The organism is Stenotrophomonas maltophilia group sp. Smal13 (assembly GCF_030236855.1).
Taxonomy (GTDB): domain Bacteria; phylum Pseudomonadota; class Gammaproteobacteria; order Xanthomonadales; family Xanthomonadaceae; genus Stenotrophomonas; species Stenotrophomonas maltophilia_A.
Genome location: NZ_JASJSQ010000104.1, coordinates 1 through 16,987, shown reverse-complemented (window position 1 = coordinate 16,987; position 16,987 = coordinate 1). Strand labels below are relative to the sequence as shown.

The 16,987-nt window shown below is 67.3% G+C and carries 20 protein-coding genes; 16 read left to right on the top strand and 4 right to left on the bottom strand.

The window, feature by feature from the left end; genetic code table 11:
• Positions 1-29 precede the first annotated feature (29 nt).
• The 14 genes from lptA (at position 30) to QRO95_RS22225 (ending at position 11,619) form a co-directional block, all read left to right on the top strand.
• Positions 30-581 (top strand): lipopolysaccharide transport periplasmic protein LptA, encoded by a 552-nt coding sequence (gene lptA / locus QRO95_RS22290; RefSeq protein ID WP_032130194.1) that lies wholly within the window; start codon positions 30-32, stop codon positions 579-581.
• A complete protein-coding gene (gene lptB / locus QRO95_RS22285) occupies positions 581-1,300 on the top strand; it encodes an LPS export ABC transporter ATP-binding protein (RefSeq protein ID WP_032130193.1) in 720 nt (239 codons plus the stop codon). The genes lptA and lptB overlap by 1 nt, the downstream gene beginning before the upstream one ends.
• Positions 1,301-1,339: 39 nt before the next feature.
• A complete protein-coding gene (locus tag QRO95_RS22280; protein WP_285303500.1) occupies positions 1,340-2,764 on the top strand; it encodes an RNA polymerase factor sigma-54 in 1,425 nt (474 codons plus the stop codon).
• A 58-nt stretch (positions 2,765-2,822) separates the two neighbouring features.
• A complete protein-coding gene (gene hpf, locus QRO95_RS22275; RefSeq protein WP_004147311.1) occupies positions 2,823-3,140 on the top strand; it encodes a ribosome hibernation-promoting factor, HPF/YfiA family in 318 nt (105 codons plus the stop codon).
• A 21-nt stretch (positions 3,141-3,161) separates the two neighbouring features.
• Positions 3,162-3,614: a PTS sugar transporter subunit IIA gene (locus QRO95_RS22270; RefSeq protein WP_032130191.1), complete on the top strand. Its 453-nt coding sequence runs from the start codon at positions 3,162-3,164 to the stop codon at positions 3,612-3,614.
• Positions 3,611-4,561 carry an HPr(Ser) kinase/phosphatase gene (gene hprK, locus QRO95_RS22265; protein WP_005408388.1) on the top strand — a complete coding sequence of 317 codons (951 nt, stop codon included), beginning with the start codon at positions 3,611-3,613 and terminating at the stop codon, positions 4,559-4,561. The genes QRO95_RS22270 and hprK overlap by 4 nt, the downstream gene beginning before the upstream one ends.
• A 27-nt stretch (positions 4,562-4,588) precedes the next feature.
• On the top strand, positions 4,589-5,473 hold the full coding sequence (gene rapZ / locus QRO95_RS22260; RefSeq protein WP_032130190.1) for an RNase adapter RapZ: 885 nt from the start codon (positions 4,589-4,591) through the stop codon (positions 5,471-5,473).
• Positions 5,474-5,757: 284 nt separating this feature from the next.
• A complete protein-coding gene (locus tag QRO95_RS22255) occupies positions 5,758-6,150 on the top strand; it encodes a PTS sugar transporter subunit IIA (protein WP_049462131.1) in 393 nt (130 codons plus the stop codon).
• Entirely contained in the window at positions 6,143-6,412 is a 270-nt protein-coding gene (locus QRO95_RS22250; RefSeq protein ID WP_005408385.1) for an HPr family phosphocarrier protein, read from the top strand. Before QRO95_RS22255 ends, QRO95_RS22250 begins: the two co-directional genes overlap by 8 nt.
• 2 nt (positions 6,413-6,414) lie before the next feature.
• Positions 6,415-8,184 carry a phosphoenolpyruvate--protein phosphotransferase gene (gene ptsP / locus QRO95_RS22245; protein WP_100437450.1) on the top strand — a complete coding sequence of 590 codons (1,770 nt, stop codon included), beginning with the start codon at positions 6,415-6,417 and terminating at the stop codon, positions 8,182-8,184.
• Positions 8,185-8,378: 194 nt separating this feature from the next.
• Entirely contained in the window at positions 8,379-9,740 is a 1,362-nt protein-coding gene (gene mgtE / locus QRO95_RS22240; protein WP_010483662.1) for a magnesium transporter, read from the top strand.
• Positions 9,741-9,799: 59 nt separating this feature from the next.
• Complete coding sequence (locus tag QRO95_RS22235) at positions 9,800-10,066, top strand: hypothetical protein (RefSeq protein ID WP_010483664.1); 267 nt, start codon at positions 9,800-9,802, stop codon at positions 10,064-10,066.
• A 70-nt stretch (positions 10,067-10,136) separates the two neighbouring features.
• A complete protein-coding gene (locus QRO95_RS22230; RefSeq protein WP_285303499.1) occupies positions 10,137-10,955 on the top strand; it encodes a prolyl oligopeptidase family serine peptidase in 819 nt (272 codons plus the stop codon).
• A gap of 172 nt (positions 10,956-11,127) precedes the next feature.
• A complete protein-coding gene (locus QRO95_RS22225) occupies positions 11,128-11,619 on the top strand; it encodes an REP-associated tyrosine transposase (RefSeq protein ID WP_032130187.1) in 492 nt (163 codons plus the stop codon).
• Positions 11,620-11,778: 159 nt separating this feature from the next.
• On the opposite strand, the gene QRO95_RS22220 is transcribed toward QRO95_RS22225, so the two are convergent.
• Genes QRO95_RS22220 through QRO95_RS22210 form a run of 3 tightly spaced genes read right to left on the bottom strand, consistent with a single transcriptional unit; the run spans position 11,779 to position 13,798 of the window.
• Positions 11,779-12,729 (bottom strand): aspartate carbamoyltransferase catalytic subunit, encoded by a 951-nt coding sequence (locus QRO95_RS22220; RefSeq protein ID WP_285303498.1) that lies wholly within the window; start codon positions 12,727-12,729, stop codon positions 11,779-11,781.
• A gap of 15 nt (positions 12,730-12,744) precedes the next feature.
• Entirely contained in the window at positions 12,745-13,212 is a 468-nt protein-coding gene (gene ruvX, locus QRO95_RS22215) for a Holliday junction resolvase RuvX (protein ID WP_180846525.1), read from the bottom strand.
• A 19-nt stretch (positions 13,213-13,231) separates the two neighbouring features.
• Complete coding sequence (locus tag QRO95_RS22210; RefSeq protein WP_014036231.1) at positions 13,232-13,798, bottom strand: YqgE/AlgH family protein; 567 nt, start codon at positions 13,796-13,798, stop codon at positions 13,232-13,234.
• A gap of 91 nt (positions 13,799-13,889) precedes the next feature.
• Here QRO95_RS22210 and QRO95_RS22205 point away from each other — a divergent pair, with 91 nt between their 5' ends.
• Both QRO95_RS22205 and QRO95_RS22200 read left to right on the top strand, forming a co-directional pair.
• Positions 13,890-15,677: a DUF4153 domain-containing protein gene (locus QRO95_RS22205; RefSeq protein WP_285303497.1), complete on the top strand. Its 1,788-nt coding sequence runs from the start codon at positions 13,890-13,892 to the stop codon at positions 15,675-15,677.
• The gene (locus QRO95_RS22200) at positions 15,674-16,216 is read left to right on the top strand and encodes a DNA-3-methyladenine glycosylase I (protein ID WP_049400680.1); all 543 of its coding nucleotides are present in this window, start codon (positions 15,674-15,676) and stop codon (positions 16,214-16,216) included. Before QRO95_RS22205 ends, QRO95_RS22200 begins: the two co-directional genes overlap by 4 nt.
• A gap of 73 nt (positions 16,217-16,289) precedes the next feature.
• Here the strand turns inward: QRO95_RS22200 and QRO95_RS22195 are convergent, their stop codons facing one another.
• Entirely contained in the window at positions 16,290-16,946 is a 657-nt protein-coding gene (locus QRO95_RS22195) for a YitT family protein (protein ID WP_099562090.1), read from the bottom strand.
• Positions 16,947-16,987 lie beyond the last annotated feature (41 nt).

Genomic DNA, 16,987 nt, shown 5'->3' with positions numbered 1-16,987 from the left:
GGAGGCCCCCACCGGTAGAACGAACCCCGATGAAGATTCCCTTTGCCGCCGTACTCGCGCTTGGTCTTCTTGTCCCCAGCGCCGCCTTCGCCAAGTCCACCGACCGCAACGAAGACATGCACATCGATTCCGGCGCCCAGTCGGGCACGCTCACCGGCGACGGCAAGACCGTGCTGTCGCAGGGCGTGATCATCACCCAGGGCACGCTGGACCTGCGCTCGTCCGAGGCCGAGATCTACCTCAAGGACGGCGAGCCCGTACGTGCGGTGTTCACCGGCAAGCAGGCCAAGATGAAGCAGCAGCTCGATGATGGCACCTGGATGGACGCGCTGGCCGACCGCATCGACTACGACATCAAGACCGAGATCATCACCCTGACCGGCAACTACAAGGTCACCAGCGCGCGCGGCACCAATGCCGGCCAGCGCATGGTCTACAACACCCGCACCGGCGAAATGAACTCCGGTGGCGACGGCAGCCGCGTGCGCACTGTCATCCCGCCGAAGAACAAGACCCCGGCCGCACCTGCGGCACAGCCCAAGGCCACCACGCCGGCACAGCCGGCCGGGAGCAGGAAGTAATGCTCGTCGCCAAGGGCCTGCGCAAGAAGTACAAGCAACGCGAAGTCGTCAAGGACTTCGGGCTGACCCTCGACGCCGGTGAAGTGGTCGGCCTGCTGGGCCCCAACGGCGCCGGCAAGACCACCTGCTTCTACATGATCGTCGGCCTGGTTGCCGCCGATGCTGGCAGCATCGTGCTCGACGGCAAGGACATCACCGGCGACCCGATGTATACCCGGGCCAAGCAGGGCGTGGGTTACCTGCCGCAGGAGCCGTCGGTGTTCCGCAAGCTGACCGTGGCCGACAACCTCCGCCTGGTACTGGAGCTGCGCGAAGACCTGGATTCGGCTGGCCGCGAGCGTGAATTGAACAGCCTGCTCGACGAACTGCAGCTGGGCCACGTCGCCGACCAGCTCGGCGCCAGCCTGTCCGGTGGCGAACGTCGCCGCTGCGAGATCGCCCGTGCCTTGGCCGCGCAGCCGCGCCTGATCCTGCTCGACGAACCGTTCGCCGGCGTCGACCCGATTTCCGTCGGCGAGATCCAGCGCATCGTCACCCATCTCAAGCAGCGTGGCATCGGCGTGCTGATCACCGACCACAACGTGCGCGAGACCTTGGGTATCTGCGACCGCGCGTATATTCTCGCCGAGGGCAGCGTGCTGGCCCAGGGCTCGCCGGAAGCGATCCTGGACAACGCCGATGTACGTCGCGTCTACCTCGGGGATTCCTTCAAGCTGTGAAGCAGTCGCCGGGTTCCTCTCCTTCCTTTCGGCACAGGCATGAAGACTCGGCTGCAGACATCGTTGGGACAGCAACTGGTGCTCACGCCCCAGTTGCAGCAGGCGATCAAGCTGCTGCAGATGTCCACCACCGAGCTGGAGCTGGAGATCGCCCAGGCGGTGGAAAGCAATCCGCTGCTGGACTGGGCCGACAGCAGTGACAGCAGCTGCGCCAGCAACGAAGGCAGCGATGGCAACGACGGTGACGCGCCCGCAGAACGTACCGATGCCGGCGACGACTGGGCACCGGCCGAACTGGACTGGAGCGCGGCCGGCAGCGGCGGCAGCTTCGACGATGACGACGACACCGGCAGCGCCGCCGAGCGCGTAGCCGAAACCGAAACACTGGCCGACCATCTGCTGTGGCAGCTGCATCTGTCGCATCTGTCCTCGCGTGATCGCAGTATCGGTGCCGCACTGATCGATGCGCTGGACGACGACGGTTACCTGCGCGAGCCGCTGGCCACCATCGCCGAAACCCTGTTGCCGGCGATCCACGCCGACGAGGACGAGATCCTCGCCGTGCTGCATCGCATCCAGCGTTTCGATCCGGTCGGTGTGGCTGCACGCACGCTGGGCGAATGCCTGCTGCTGCAGCTGGATGTGCTGGCCGGTGACACGCCCGGCCTGGTGCTGGCGCGACAGATTGCCGCAGGCCCGCTGGAACGGCTGCCGCGCAGCGGCGTCGCCGGGCTGGCCCATGAACTGAAACAGCCCCTGGACGAGGTCGAGACGGCAGTCACCCTGCTGCGCTCGCTGGACCCGCGCCCGGGAACGCAGATCGCACCGCTGTCGCAGGACACCTACGTGGTGCCGGATGTGGTGGTGTGGCGGCAGAACGGCGTATGGCGCGCAGCGCTGGCCGCGCATGCCGGGCCGAAGGTGGTGATCCACCGCGGCTACGAACAGCTGATCCGACGTTGTGGCGACGCCGATGCCGGCTACCTGCGTGCCCAGCTGCAGGAAGCGCGCTGGCTGCTGAAAGGGCTGCAGCAGCGTGGCGAAACCCTGCTGCGGGTGGTACGCAGCCTGATCCTGCAGCAGGCCAGCTTCCTCGAATTCGGCGAGCAGGCGCTGCGTCCACTGACCCTGCGCGAGATCGCCACCGAGCTCGGCCTGCACGAATCCACGGTCTCGCGCGCAATCGCCCGCAAGCACGTGCGTACCCCGCGCGGCACCCTGCCGCTGCGCGCCTTCTTCGCCTCGGGCATCGATACCGAGGGCGGTGGCGAGGCGTCCAGCACGGCCATCCAGGCGATGATCCGGCGCCTGATCGACGACGAGAACCCGCGCAAGCCGCTTTCTGACGCCAAGCTGGCTGACCTGCTCAAATCGTCGGGAATTCCAGTAGCGCGACGCACCGTGGCGAAGTATCGTGAAGCCATGAACATTTCCGCCTCGCACGAAAGGGTCAGAATCGCTTGACGCGCCGCCGCGCCCGGCGGAGAGGTTCATTGGCACATCCGAACACAGGAGAAACCCGATGCGCATCGAAACGTTTGGCAAAGATGTCGAAGTCACCCCGGCCCTGCAGTCCTATGTAGAGGAGAAGCTGGCCCGGATCGGCAAACACTTCGACCAGCACTGCGAAGCGCGGGTGACCCTCAAGCTGCAGAAGACCGAACACCACGTCGACGCCAGCCTCAACATTCCCGGCCAGACCCTGCACGCCGAGGCCAATGCCCAGACCATGTATGCCGCGATCGACCTGCTTGCGGACAAGCTTGACCGTCTGGTGATCAAGCACAAGGAGAAAAAACAGCAGCACGCACCGCTGCCGGTGGGCGACAATGGTGGCTGATCGCCACCGTTCCCCGCAGACATGCCCCTGACTGACCTCCTGGCGGCCGTGCAGACCCAGCTCTGCACGGCCACCGACCGCGACAGCGTCCTGCAGGCCGCCGCCGGGTTGCTGGCCTGCCGCCAGGCCAACGCCGAACAGATCTATCTGAACCTGTGCCAGCGCGAAGCGCTGGGCAGCACCGCGATCGGTCACGGCATCGCCATTCCCCACGGCCGCGCGCCAACCCTGGACCGCCCCCGCGGCGCCCTGCTGCGGTTGGCCACCCCGGTCGACTTCGGTGGCGACGAGCCGGTGGACCTGGTGTTCGCCATGGCCGTCCCCGCCCACTACACCCACCAGCACCTGATGCTGCTGTCCGAGCTGGCCGAGCTGTTTTCGGCGCCCGACATCCGCCAGGCCCTGCGCGAAGCGGGCGATGCCCGGGCGCTGCGCGAGGCGCTGGACATGACCCCACCTGCGAGTGCCGCATGAATACCAGCATCACCGCCCGTGAACTGTTCGAACAGCAGCGCGAGCGGCTGGGGCTGCGCTGGGCTGCCGGCAAGTCCGGCGAGAAGCGCGAGCTGGAGGCCGGCAACACGGTCTCGCGGCGTCCGTCGCTGGCCGGCTACCTCAATGCGATCTACCCCAACAAGGTGCAGATCCTGGGCACCGAGGAACTGTCCTGGCTGGATGCGCTGGAACCGCGCCAGCGCTGGGAGACCATCGAAAAGATCATGCAGTCGCACCCGCTGGCGCTGGTGCTGACCCGCAACCAGGCCTGCCCGGAAGACCTGCGCGCCGCTGCTGACGAATCCGGCACGCCGCTGTGGCTGTCGCCCAAGCGCGGCCACGAACTGCTGAACCATCTGTCCTACCACCTGGCGCGTACGCTGGCGCCGCGGGTGATCCTGCATGGCGTGTTCATGGAGATCTACTCCATCGGCGTGCTGATCACCGGTGAGGCCGGATCGGGCAAGAGCGAGCTGGCGCTGGAGCTGCTCAGCCGCGGCCACCGCCTGGTCGCCGATGATGCGCCCGAATTCACCCAGATCGCGCCCGACGTGCTCGATGGCACCTGCCCCGAACTGCTGCAGGACCTGCTGGAAGTGCGCGGCCTGGGCGTGCTGAACGTGCGCGAGATGTTCGGCGACACGGCTGTAAAGAAGAACAAGTACCTTCGGCTGATCGTCCACCTGACCAAGCCGATGACCGAACCCACCCCGCATGGCTACGAGCGCCTGACCGGCGACTCGGGCACCCGCCATGTGCTGGACCTGGATGTACCGCTGATCACCCTGCCGGTGATGCCCGGCCGCAACCTGGCCGTGCTGACCGAGGCCGCGACCCGCCTGCACATCCTGCGCACCAAGGGCATCGACCCGGCGGCCATGTTCATCGCCCGCCACAGCAACCTGCTGGAACGGCGAACACCCTGATTCCCCTGTCCTTCGAAGAGCCTGTCCATGAGCACCGTCACCCCCTCCGCCCCGACCCTGATCATCGTCAGCGGCCTGTCCGGCTCGGGTAAATCCGTCGCCCTGAAGACCTTCGAGGACCAGGACTACTACTGCTCGGACAACCTGCCGATCAATCTGCTGCCCGACTTCGTGCGCAGCCTGCTGGCCAACCACGACGGCAGCGCACCACGCCGCCTTGCCGTAGGCATCGACGTGCGCGGCCAGGCCGACCTGAGCCAGCTGGGCGACTGGCGGCAGCTGGCCACCGATGCCGGCGTGGAAGTGAAGGTGCTGTTCTTCGAGGCCAGCGACGAGGCCGTGCTCAAACGCTACGCCGACACCCGCCGCCGCCATCCACTGAGCCAGCTGGGCCTGTCGCTGCCCGAAGCGATCGCGCGTGAGCGTGAATTGACCGCACCGCTGCGCCGCGAGGCCGATGCGGTGATCGATACCAGCAATCTCAACGTGCATCAGCTGCGGCGGCGGATCATCACCGAGTTCACGATGGACCATGCCACCGGCCTGTCGCTGCTGTTCGAATCGTTCGCCTACAAGCGCGGCGTGCCGGCCGAGGCTGACTTCGTGTTCGATGCGCGGGTGCTGCCCAATCCACACTGGGACCCGGATCTGCGTGCGCTGAGTGGCCGCGAACCGGGCGTGCGCGACTACCTGGAAGCGCAGCCGGACGTGCAGCGCTACCTGACCCAGCTGATGGATTTCCTCGATACCTGGCTGCCGAAGCTGGGGGATGGCACCCGCAGCTATGTGACCGTGGCCTTCGGCTGCACCGGCGGCAAGCACCGTTCGGTGTTCCTGGCCGAGCGCTTGGCCCGGCATGCCCGCGAGATGGGCTGGGAAGACGTGGCGACCTACCACCGCGAACAGGATTGAGGGATGCGGCCGGGCTGCGCCCGGCACCCGCAGAGGCCACGTCAACGGCAAGAGCGGGATTACGTGGGATGGCGGGGCGGTGTGCTGTTGGTAGGTGTCGACCTTGGTCGACACTGCAGATCCACGCCATGCGTGGATGAATCCCGGTCAGGCATCGAAAAACGGATGGGGTCGGATCCTTTTCCAACGGAAATGGGCTCCGACCCGAGCAACGCTGAATACGGGACACAGTGCCCCTCATCTGCTGCTATCGCCAATTCACCTTGACCTGTTAACGTGCAGTAATGACCTGTGGCATTCTCCTCGTAACACATCCCGGGGTCGGGACCGCCCTGCTAGACGTGGCGACCCGGCTCCTGCGGCAATTGCCGCTGAAAACCGAAGCTTTCGAAGTACCGTTCGACGCAGACCTGGACGCCCTGCTCCCGCTCGCCTCAGCCGCTCTGCGGCGGGTCGACAATGGTGAAGGCGTGCTGATCCTGACCGACCTGTACGGCGCCAGCCCCGCCAACCTTGCCGGGCAGCTGGCCCGGCTGGGGACCCCGGTTCGCCGGGTGTCAGCGCTGAGCCTGCCGATGTTGCTGCGGGTGATGAATTATCCGGAACAGGGACTGGATCAACTGCCCGCCACAGCCGCGGCGGGTACCCGTAATGGAGCGATAGTCGACGATGCTTGAACGAGAACTCACCGTGAGCAACCGCCTGGGCCTGCACGCCCGGGCCACCGCCAAGCTGGTGCAGACCCTGGCGCCGTTCCGCTGCAACGTGACCATGGCCGCCAAGGGCCGTGAGATCAACGCCAAGAGCATCATGGGCGTGATGCTGCTGGCCGCCGGCCAGGGCACCCCGGTCACGGTGCGCATCAACGGCGAGGACGAAGCCGCCGCGATGGAAGCGGTGGTCGGCCTGTTCGAACGCCGCTTCGACGAGGACAGCTGAGCGTGCCACGCGCGCGCGCCGGCCAGGTCCCCTCCGGCCAGCGGCCGGTACAGCTGCTGGCCGGGCACGGTGCTGCCCGTGGCGCGGCGATGGGCCGGGCGCGGGTGCGCCTGCCACATGCGCTGGAAGTGGCCGAGCAGCGCGTCGCCGCCCATCAGGTCGAGGCCGAGCTGGCCCGCCTGCACCGCGCGGTGGATGCCGCGCGCACGGAAATGCACGAACTGCGGCAGCGCCTGCATGGCGCCCTGAACCAGGAGGTGGGCGAGTTCCTCGACCTGCATGCCCTGCTGCTGGACGACCCCGAGCTGTTGTTCGGGCTGGACGAACTGATCCGAAGCGGCCCGTACAGCGCCGGCTATGCGTTGCGCCTGCAGCGTGACCGCCTGGCCAAGGTCTTCGATGGCATGGACGATGCCTATCTGAAGAGCCGCATGGACGACCTCGACCATGTGATCGGCCGCATCCACGCCTTCCTGCAGCCCGAACGCCCGCCGGTGATGAAAGGCCTGGCCGGTGAAATCCTGGTCTGCGACAACATCGCGCCCTCCGAGCTTGCCCAGTTGCAGGCGCAGGGCGTGGTCGGCATCGTCACCGCCGCCGGCAGCGCGCTGTCGCACAGTGCGATCCTGGCGCGCAGCCTGCACCTGCCCTTGATCGTCAACGTGCCGCAGCTGCTCAGCCGCATCGCCGACGGCGACGTGCTGATCATCGATGGCGCCGACGGCAGCATCACCGCCAACCCGCAGGCCGACAACCTGCGCGACTATCGCGCGCGCCTGAAAGAACATGCGCGCGAGCAGCGCGAGCTCGGCCGCCTGCGCAGCAAACCCAGCCGTACCCGCGACCAGGTCGACATCGCCCTGCTGGCCAATGCCGAATCGCTGGAGGACGTCACCCAGGCGCATGCGCTGGGCGCGCAGGGGCTGGGCCTGTACCGCACCGAATTCCTGTTCCTGCAGCGCAACGAGCTGCCGGACGAAGAAGAACAGTTCCAGACCTACCGCGATGCCGCGTTGGGCATGAGCGGGCGACCGGTCACCATCCGCACGCTCGATCTGGGCGCGGACAAGGCCGACCGCACCGGCCTGACCCTGAGCAACGAAGAAAACCCGGCCCTGGGACTGCGCGGCGTACGCCTGTCGCTGGCACGGCCCAAGGTGGCCGACACCCAGCTGCGCGCGATCCTGCGCGCCTCGGCCTACGGCAAGCTGCGCGTGCTGGTGCCGATGGTCAGCACCCGCGAGGAACTGCTGGCGGTGCGCCGGCGCATGCTCAAGCTGACCGAACAGCTGCGCAGCGAAGGCCACATGGTGTCCGACCATGTGCCGCTGGGCGCGATGATCGAGGTGCCCGCTGCGGCGTTGGCGCTGGAGAGCTTCATCGACCTGGTCGACTTCCTGTCGATCGGCACCAACGACCTGGTGCAGTACCTGCTGGCCGCTGACCGCAACAACGAGGCACTGGGCGAGCTGTATTCGCCGCTGCATCCGGCCGTGCTGCGGTTGCTGCAGATGGTGATCGAGACCGGCGCGCGGCATCGCATTCCGGTGGCGGTCTGCGGTGAGATGGCCGGTGATGCACGGATGACTCCGCTGCTGCTGGCGCTGGGCCTGAGCGAATTCAGCCTGCACCCCGGCACACTGCTGGAGGTGCGCCGCGCGATCCGCGAGGCCGACCTGGCCGCGCTGCGCGCGCGCGCACCGAAGCTGCTGGCCGCACGCGACCGCCGCGCGATCGAGCGCTGGCTGGCGCTGGTGGCGGATACGCCCTGAGCGCCAAGGGTAGTGCCGGCCGCTGGCCGGCAACCTCATGGCCTTCGATGGGGACGCTTGCCGGCCAGCGGCCGGCACTACCACCGCCCGGCGGCTATGCGTTGAAACATCCCCTTGCGATAATGACGCGCTGAACACCCCTGTTGCCGCATCCTTGCCGGGATCGCGGCTTTTCTTATCCCGCGGGAGCTGCGATGGCTGAAGCTGTACGCCACGACAAGACTGCGCGCCAACTGCGGATGCTGTCCGACGCACTGGACAGCGGTCGGCTGGGCCCGGTGCGCCGCCTGGTCAACACCCTGGCCCCGGCCGAGATCGGCAACCTGCTCGAATCGCTGCCGCCGGGCAAGCGCGAGGTGGTCTGGGGCCTGGTCGATCCGGAAGATGACGGTGAGGTGCTGGTCCACGTCGGCGACGACGTGCGCGAGAGCCTGCTCGCCGACATGGACCCGGACGAGATCATCGCCGCGGTCGAAGACCTGGACATCGACGATCTGGCCGACCTGGTCGAAGATCTGCCGGACACGGTCATCGACGAAGTCCTCAAGTCGATGGACCGCGAGAACCGCGAGCGCCTGGAGCAGGTGCTGTCCTACCCCGAGGACAGCGCCGGCCGTCTGATGAACCCGGACGTGGTGACCGTGCGCGCCGACGTCAACGTTGACGTGGTGCTGCGCTACCTGCGCCTGCGTGGCGAACTGCCCGACCACACCGATCATCTGTTCGTGGTCAGCCGTCGCCATCAATACCTCGGCCGGGTGTCGCTGGCGGCACTGGTGACCCACGAGGACACCACCCCGATCAACCGCCTGATCGACGACGAGCAACCGGCGATCGATGTCGGCGAAAGCGACCAGGAAGTCGCCCGCCAGTTCTCCGACCATGACTGGATCTCCGCGCCGGTGGTGGACGACAACAACATCCTGGTCGGCCGCATCACCATCGATGACGTGGTCGACATCATCCGTGGACAGGCCGAGCACCAGGCGCTGGGCGCCGCCGGCCTGGACGAGGACGAAGATCTTTTCAGCCCGGTCTGGCGCGCCATGCGCCGCCGCCTGATGTGGCTGTCGGTCAATCTGTGCACGGCATTCCTGGCGTCCAGCGTGGTCGGCCACTTCGAGGGCACCATCGACAAGCTGGTGGCGCTGGCGGTGCTGATGCCGATCGTCGCCGGCCTCGGCGGCAATGCCGGCACCCAGGTGCTGGCGCTGATGGTGCGCGGCCTGGCGCTGGGCCAGGTGGGCGCCTCCAACGCGCGCACGCTGCTGTGGAAGGAAGTGCGGGTCGCCTTGTTGAACGGCGTGATGCTGGGCTCGGTACTGGGCCTGATCGTATTGGCCTGGTTCCATTCACCCGGACTGTCGGCGGTGATCGCCATCGCGCTGACCTGCAACCTGCTGTTCGCCGCGTTGGCCGGCGTGCTGGTGCCACTGACCCTGAAACGCTTCGGCTTCGACCCGGCGCTGGCCAGCGGCATCTTCCTGACCGCCGTGACCGACTCGATGGGCTTCTTCACCTTCCTCGGCCTGGCCACCCTGGTGCTGCTGCACTGACCGCATAAAGGATCGGGCCCCGCCAAGCGGGGCTCGGACCCCACTCAACGGGAACACCCATGGCAACAACGATAGAAAACTACTTCCAGCCCGGCTGGCGCGACCAGCAGCACACCTGCCCGGCCTGCGAATGGAAGGGCAGCTCGCGTGCCATGGAGATGGAGCTGGACGAGGACGCCACCGAGTACGACTGCCCGGTCTGCGAGAACCCGCTGCTGGTGGTGCTGCACCCGGATATGGCGCAGGTGCAGGCTGCGGCCGCCGAAGGCAATGCCGAGGCCCAGGAGCAGCTGGACATCATCGCCAGCTTCCCGCGCCCGCAGTGACGCGGCGCACGATGCCGGGCCGACGTTGGCGGACTACGATGCAGGCGTTCTCGCCGCTTCGGAAAACCCCATGGTCCGTCTGCTGTCGCGCTGGCTGCCACTGCTGGCCCTTCTGATGATGAGCGGTTGCACTTCGCTGCCGGACAGCGCGCGTGGCCGCTTCGAAGCACGTGCGGTGAAGGTGGATGGACACACGGCTTACTACCAGGTGTTCATTCCCGCGGGCCTGCAGGCCCACAGCCCTGGTGGGCAGACGCCCGCAACCTCCAACGTCCCGGTCATCCTGTTCCTGCACGGTTCGGGCGAGCGCGGCGCCGATGGCATCAAGCAGACCCACGCCGGGCTGGGGCCTTATCTGCGCGAGCATCCCGACTTCCCTGCCCTGGTGGTGTTCCCACAGGTACCGGGCCATGAGGAATGGAGCGGCCGCAACAACCGTGCGGCCGTTGCCGCGCTGGACGCGACGATCGCCGAATTCGGCGCCGACCCGGCACGGCAGTACCTGACCGGCATGTCGATGGGCGGCTACGGCAGCTGGAACATCGCCCTGGACGACCCGCGCCGCTTTGCCGCGATCGTGCCGGTGTGCGGCGCAGTACTGGCACCACGCGCAAAGCGCCCGACCCTGTTCGTCGAGCAGGTCGCCCAGGAAACCGATCCGTATGCCGTGATCGCGCAGCGCCTGCAGCACACGCCGATCTGGATCTTCCACGGCGCGCTGGATGACGTGGTGCCTCCGGATGACGATCGCAGGCTGCACAGCGCATTCCAGAGCGCCAACGCACGCGATGTGCGCTACACCGAGTACCCGGAAGGCAATCACAATGCCTGGGACGCCACCTATGCCGACCCGGCCATGTGGGCGTGGCTGTTCGCGCAGAAGCGCTGAACCGCAGTTTCTCGTAGCTGCCAACCTTGGTTGGCACTGACTGCTCTGGTAGTTGCCAACCTTGGTTGGCATTGACTGCTCTGGTAGTTGCCAACCTTGGTTGGCACTGGCCTACCTGAAACCAAGCCATTCCCCGATGTTCACTGGAAGCAGGCCCATCCATGCTTGCTCCATGCAGAACACACGTCTCCTGCTCGGTCGTCGCTCCAGCGTCGGCCTCAGCTATATCCTCACCACAGTCGTCCATGACCGCGCACCGCTCTTCACCAACGCCGCAGTGGCCGCCTTGGCAGTGCGCGAATTCCAGCGACTTGATCAGGAAGGCTTCACCCGCTCGATTGCCTACGTGGTCATGCCCGACCACATTCACTGGCTGGTCGAACTGCGCGCCGGGTCACTGGAAACCGTCATGAAGCGTTTCAAGTCGCGCACAGCCCAGCAGGCAAACCGGCTGCTGGGGCGAGTCGGGCGCTTCTGGCAGGCCTGCTATCACGATCATGCGATCCGCTCGGACGAATCGTTGCACCGACATGCGATGTACCTGATGGGAAATCCGATCAGGGCCGGGCTGACGTCGCGGTTGGGGCAATATCCCCATGCATGGTGCGAATGGGAGCTTGGGGCATCATGTGATCTACCCGATGACATGAGCTCCGGTGGATAGTGCCAACCAAGGTTGGCATCTACCAAAGCGGTGCGCGGACAAGCCGATCGGTGAGTGTGCCAACCAAGGTTGGCACCCACCACAACAGCAGTACCAACCAAGGTTGGCACCCACCACACCAGCAGTGTCAACCAAGGTTGACACCCACCAGAGCGGCGATCAGCCCAGCAGCGTTTCCAGCACGGCCATGCGCACGGCGACGCCGTTGGCGACCTGGCGCAGCACCCACGACTGCGGGCCGTCGGCCACCTCGTCGGTCACTTCCACGCCGCGGTTGATCGGGCCTGGATGCAGCACCGCGGCATCCTTGCCGGCGCGGGCCAGGCGTTCGTTGGTCAGGCCGTACTGCGCGTGGTACTGCTCCAGCGACGGCACCAGGCCTTCTTCCATGCGCTCGCGCTGCAGGCGCAGCATCATCAGCGCGTCGACGCCTTCCAGCATCGCGTCGAAATCATCGCCGACCACGCAGCCCTTCAGGGTCTCGTCGTCCGGCAGCAGCGACTGCGGGCCGCACACGCGGATCTCGCCCACGCCAAGCGTACGCAGCGCATGCAGGTCGGTGCGGGCCACGCGCGAGTGCTTCACGTCGCCGACGATCACCACCTTCATCTTCGAGAAATCCGGGCCCTTGGCCTGGCGCAGGGTCAGCATGTCCAGCAGGCCCTGGGTCGGGTGCGCGCTGCGGCCGTCACCGGCATTGATCAGCGCGGTGCTCTCGCCCGCCGCTTCGGCCAGTGCGGCCACGGCGCCATCATCCGGGTGGCGCACCACGAAGCCGCGCACGCCCATCGCTTCCAGGTTGCGCAGCGTGTCGCAGGCGGTTTCGCCCTTGCGCGTGGACGAGGTCGAGGCATCGAAGTTCAGTACGTCGGCGCCCAGGCGCTGCGCGGCCAGCTGGAACGAGCTGCGGGTGCGTGTGGACGGTTCGAAGAACAGCGTGCACACCGCCGAACCGGCCAGCACGTGGCGCTTGTTGCCGACACGACCGACCGCGGCGTCGCGGATCTGCCCTGCCCGGTCAAGCAGCTGCAGCAGGGTGTCGCGCGGAAGGCCTTCGAGGGTCAGCAGGTGGCGCAGGCGGCCGGAGGCATCGAGTTGCTGGGCGGTCATGGCGGTGTCGGGCAGTCAGGGAATGGGGGTGGCGTCGTCCGGCGACGACAGCCAACGGTCGATGATCACCGCCGCGGCAACGGCATCGAGGGCGGCCGCATCACGGCGGCGCTTGCGCCCTTCGGCGCGCTCGACAGCGAAGCGGCGGGCGGCCTCGACCGAGCTGGAACGCTCGTCGATCATCACCACCGGCAGCTTGAAACGTTCCCGCAGCTGGCGGGCAAAGCCCTGCGCACGCTTGCGGTTGGGCTGGTCCTGGCCATCCAGGGTCAGCGGGTCGCCGACCACCAGGCCGTCGGGTTTCCATTCCTTGAGCAGGCGTTCGATCGCGGTCCAGTCCGGGCCATTGCCGTGCACGTCGACCACCGCCACCGCGCGCGCATGCGCAGCGAAGGCACTGCCGATGGCCACGCCGATGCGGCGAGAGCCGACGTCGAACCCCAGAACGGTGCCGTCACGGCGGATCGCCGGGGCAGCAGACACCGGTGCGGGCGCGGTCGGCTCAGACATGGCCGCTGTAATCGGTCAGACGGAACAAGTCCACGCCGATGCGCGAGGCCGCACCCTGCCAGCGCTGCTCCAGCGGCAGCTGGAACACCAGCTCGGCATCGGCCGGCACGGTCAGCCAGCTGTTCTCGGACAGCTCGCTTTCCAGCTGCCCTGCACCCCAACCGGCACAGCCGAGGGTGACCACGGCATTGGCCGGGCCTTCGCCGCGCGCCATCGCTTCGAGGATGTCGCGCGAGGTGGTGAGGTACAGGCCCTCGCCCACGGTCAGGCTGGAATCCCACGCGCGCGCGTCGTCATGGATGACGAAGCCGCGTTCGGGATGCACCGGGCCGCCATTGAGCACCATGCGCGCCTGCAGGTCGCCATCACCGGTGGTGATGTCCATCTGTGCAAGCACTTCACCCAGCGTGTACTCGGAAGGCTGGTTGACCAGCACGCCCATTGCGCCGTTCTCGTCGTGCTGGCAGATCAGCGCGACGCTGCGGGCAAAGGTCGCGTCGAGCAGCGACGGCAGCGCGACGAGCAGGTGATCGGCAAGGGAGGTCGGCGTTACAGGCATGGGCCCATTCTACCTGCTGGGGGCGGGATGGTCGCGCGATGGCGCCGAACCGCCATGGGCTAGGATGGTGCTTTGCCATGGAAGGTCATCGATGCAGTCTTCATCGCCCCTGACCCTGCCGGCACGCAGCGCCATCGTCCTGATCGCCCTGCTGCAGGGTCTGATGCTGTATGCCGCGCAGGAACTGTCCGATGCGTGGCCGTTCCGCGATATCGGCTGGCGCTACTGCTGGTACGCCTGGGTACTGGCCATTCCCAGCGCGGTGGCATTGAGCCTGGTCGAGCTGGGCCAGCGCCGCCTGTGGCTGCAGGCGGTGCTCGGCTCGGTGGTGGTGCTGGCGCTGGCCGCCTGGATCGGCTGGAACCTCAACGGCGAGACCGCGCTGGATTCGGGCGCGCTGCAGTTCCCGCTGACCGTGGGCATGGCCGTAGCAGTGTTCGTGGCCCTGCCCTGGTGGCAGTTCCAGTTGCAGCACGGGCATTGGCGCGCCAGCTATCCGGAGCTGTTCGAGCGCGCCTGGCAGAATGGTTTGACCCTGGCCCTCGCCGCGCTGTTCACCGGGCTGACCTGGCTGCTGCTGTGGCTGTGGGCGGCGCTGTTCCAGCTGCTCGACGTGACCGTCTTCCGCGACCTGTTCCGGCAGGACGCGTTCATCGCGCTGGCCACCGGCAGCCTGGCCGGGTTCGGCGTGCTGATCGGGCGCACCCAGCACCGCGCGATCCAGATCACCCGCCAGGTGCTGTTCGCGATCTGCCGCGGGCTGCTGCCGCTGCTCTCGTTCATCGCCGTGCTGTTCGTGCTGAGCCTGCCGCTGACCGGGCTGGAGCCGCTGTGGAAGACCCGCTCGGCCGCCAGCCTGCTGCTGGTGCTGTCGCTGCTGCTGGTGTCGTTCACCAATGCGGTCTACCAGCAGGGCGACGACACCGCGCCCTACCCCGTCGTGCTGCGCCGGCTGATCGAGGCCAGTCTGCTGGCGCTGCCGATCTATGCGGTGCTGGCACTGTATGCACTGGGCCTGCGCGTGGTGCAGTACGGCTGGACCCTGGACCGCTTCTGGGCGGTGCTGATCGCGCTGGCCGTGGCTGGCTATGCCGTGGGCTATGCACTGGCGGTGCTGCGCCGGCAGCCCCGCTGGTTGCAGACACTGGAACCGGTCAACCGCTGGATGTGCTGGGTGGTGCTGGCATTGGCCTTGCTGGGCAACTCGCCGCTGCTGGACCCGGTGCGGCTGACCCTGTCCAGCCAGTTGGCGCGCCTGCGTGCGGACCCGCCAGCGATCACCAGCAGTGACGTCAACGTGCTGCGCTTCGATCTTGGGCGCCGTGGCGTGCACGCGCTGCGCGAGCTGCAGCGTGATCCGGCCATCACCGCCGATGCCAACACGCCACAGGTGATCGCTGCCGCGCTGGCACGTACCTCGCGCTGGGACGATGGACAGCGCCTGGACAAGGGTCTGCAGGACGTCGCCGCCCTGCAGCGCGCGCTGAAGCTGGCCAAGGGATCCAGCTCGCCACCGGACGATTGGTGGCAGGCACTGGCCACCCGCGCGATCAATGGCGAATCCTGCGCCCAGAGCGAGCGCGACTGCCTGATCGTGCATCGCGACCTGGATGGCGACGGCAGCACCGACGTGCTGCTGTGCGAGCTGTACACCCACCGTGGGCCGGACTGCGTGCTGTACGCACGTGGCGGGGATGGCCAGTGGCGCCGGGCCGGTTCGCTGTTCGGCACCGTCAGCGGCCAGGCCGAGGCGATCAACCAGGCCCTGCGTGACGGCAAACTCACGCTTGTGCCACCGCGCTGGCCGATGCTGTCCATCGGCGGGCGCCCCGCGGTGGCCATCGATCCCGAACCCGAATCCAACGAGTCTTCTCCATGAGCGGTTACTGCCTCATCGCCCCGGGCCATCCGGTGCACGACTACTACCACGCCAACGAATACGGCTTCCCGCAGCGTGACGAGCGCGAGCTGTTCGAGCGGCTGGTGCTGGAGATCAACCAGGCCGGGCTGAGCTGGGAGACCATCCTGAAGAAGCGCGAGGGCTTCCGCGCGGCCTATGACGGCTTCGATGTGGATCGGGTTGCAGCCTACGCCGAGCAGGACATCGAACGGCTGCTGTCGGACGCGGGCATCATCCGCAACCGGCTGAAGGTGCTGGCGGCGATCCACAACGCACAGGTGATCCAGCAGCTGCGGGCCAGCCACGGCAGCTTCGCGGCGTGGCTGGACGCGCACCATCCGCGCAGCAAGGCCGACTGGGTGAAGCTGTTCAAGAAGACGTTCCGCTTCACCGGCGGCGAGATCACCGGCGAATTCCTGATGAGCCTGGGCTACCTGCCCGGTGCGCACGCCGAGGACTGCCCGGTGCATGCGCGGCTGCTGACGCTGTCGCCGCCGTGGTTGCAGGCCTCCCGGTAGTGCCGGCCGCTGGCCGGCAGCCTCGGAATGCTTCAGGTGTTGCCGGCCAGCGGCCGGCACTACCGTCGAATCGTCACACGCCCATGTAACGGCCCGGGCGGTGGTTGAACATCAGCACCAGGCTGAGCACCACCGCGCCGATCGCCGAGTACAGCACCTTCGACGGTGACAGCACGAAGAACGCGGCCACCATCAGGCAGGCGTCGTAGGACATCTGCACCTTGCCCGCGCTCCAGCCGCGGGTGCGCTGCAGGTACACCGCCAGGATACCGATACCACCGAGGCTGGCACGGTGGCGGATGAAGAACAGGATGCCCAGGCCGGACAACGCACCGCCCACGATCGCCGAATACAGCGGGTTGATGTGCGAGAAGTCGATCCAGCGCGGCAGCAGGTCGGTCAGCACGCCACAGGCGGTGACCGCAGCGAAGGTCTTCAAGGTGAATTCCCAGCCCATGCGACGCAGCGCCACCCAGTAGAACGGCAGGTTGACCAGCACGAACACCAGGCCGAAGTTCCAGCCCATCGCGTAGTGCAGCAGGAACGCCATGCCGGCCATGCCGCCGATCATCAGCCCACCCTTGGCGAAGATGGCCAGGCCGAGCGAGGCCACCATCGTGGCCAGCACCATGCCCTGCACGTCCTCGGCGATCGAGTGGCGCAGCGCTTTTTCGTCGGCGGTGGTGCCGGCACTGTCGGGCGGCGGGGTCAGCGGACCGGCGGTGACCAGGTGGCCGTCAGCGTCGTCGCACGGCGCGGGGCCATGGGCGG

Bases quoted from the DNA above. Each gene is read 5' to 3' on its own strand.
- QRO95_RS22210 (WP_014036231.1), bottom strand. From the start codon at position 13,798: ATGCCTGTAACGCCGACCTCCCTTGCCGATCACCTGCTCGTCGCGCTG.
- QRO95_RS22280 (WP_285303500.1), top strand. From the start codon at position 1,340: ATGAAGACTCGGCTGCAGACATCGTTGGGACAGCAACTGGTGCTCACG.
- QRO95_RS22230 (WP_285303499.1), top strand. From the start codon at position 10,137: ATGGTCCGTCTGCTGTCGCGCTGGCTGCCACTGCTGGCCCTTCTGATG.
- hpf (WP_004147311.1), top strand. From the start codon at position 2,823: ATGCGCATCGAAACGTTTGGCAAAGATGTCGAAGTCACCCCGGCCCTG.
- QRO95_RS22255 (WP_049462131.1), top strand. From the start codon at position 5,758: ATGACCTGTGGCATTCTCCTCGTAACACATCCCGGGGTCGGGACCGCC.
- rapZ (WP_032130190.1), top strand. From the start codon at position 4,589: ATGAGCACCGTCACCCCCTCCGCCCCGACCCTGATCATCGTCAGCGGC.
- QRO95_RS22200 (WP_049400680.1), top strand. From the start codon at position 15,674: ATGAGCGGTTACTGCCTCATCGCCCCGGGCCATCCGGTGCACGACTAC.
- QRO95_RS22225 (WP_032130187.1), top strand. From the start codon at position 11,128: ATGCAGAACACACGTCTCCTGCTCGGTCGTCGCTCCAGCGTCGGCCTC.
- QRO95_RS22250 (WP_005408385.1), top strand. From the start codon at position 6,143: ATGCTTGAACGAGAACTCACCGTGAGCAACCGCCTGGGCCTGCACGCC.
- lptB (WP_032130193.1), top strand. From the start codon at position 581: ATGCTCGTCGCCAAGGGCCTGCGCAAGAAGTACAAGCAACGCGAAGTC.
- QRO95_RS22205 (WP_285303497.1), top strand. From the start codon at position 13,890: ATGCAGTCTTCATCGCCCCTGACCCTGCCGGCACGCAGCGCCATCGTC.
- mgtE (WP_010483662.1), top strand. From the start codon at position 8,379: ATGGCTGAAGCTGTACGCCACGACAAGACTGCGCGCCAACTGCGGATG.
- lptA (WP_032130194.1), top strand. From the start codon at position 30: ATGAAGATTCCCTTTGCCGCCGTACTCGCGCTTGGTCTTCTTGTCCCC.
- QRO95_RS22220 (WP_285303498.1), bottom strand. From the start codon at position 12,729: ATGACCGCCCAGCAACTCGATGCCTCCGGCCGCCTGCGCCACCTGCTG.
- QRO95_RS22235 (WP_010483664.1), top strand. From the start codon at position 9,800: ATGGCAACAACGATAGAAAACTACTTCCAGCCCGGCTGGCGCGACCAG.
- hprK (WP_005408388.1), top strand. From the start codon at position 3,611: ATGAATACCAGCATCACCGCCCGTGAACTGTTCGAACAGCAGCGCGAG.
- QRO95_RS22270 (WP_032130191.1), top strand. From the start codon at position 3,162: ATGCCCCTGACTGACCTCCTGGCGGCCGTGCAGACCCAGCTCTGCACG.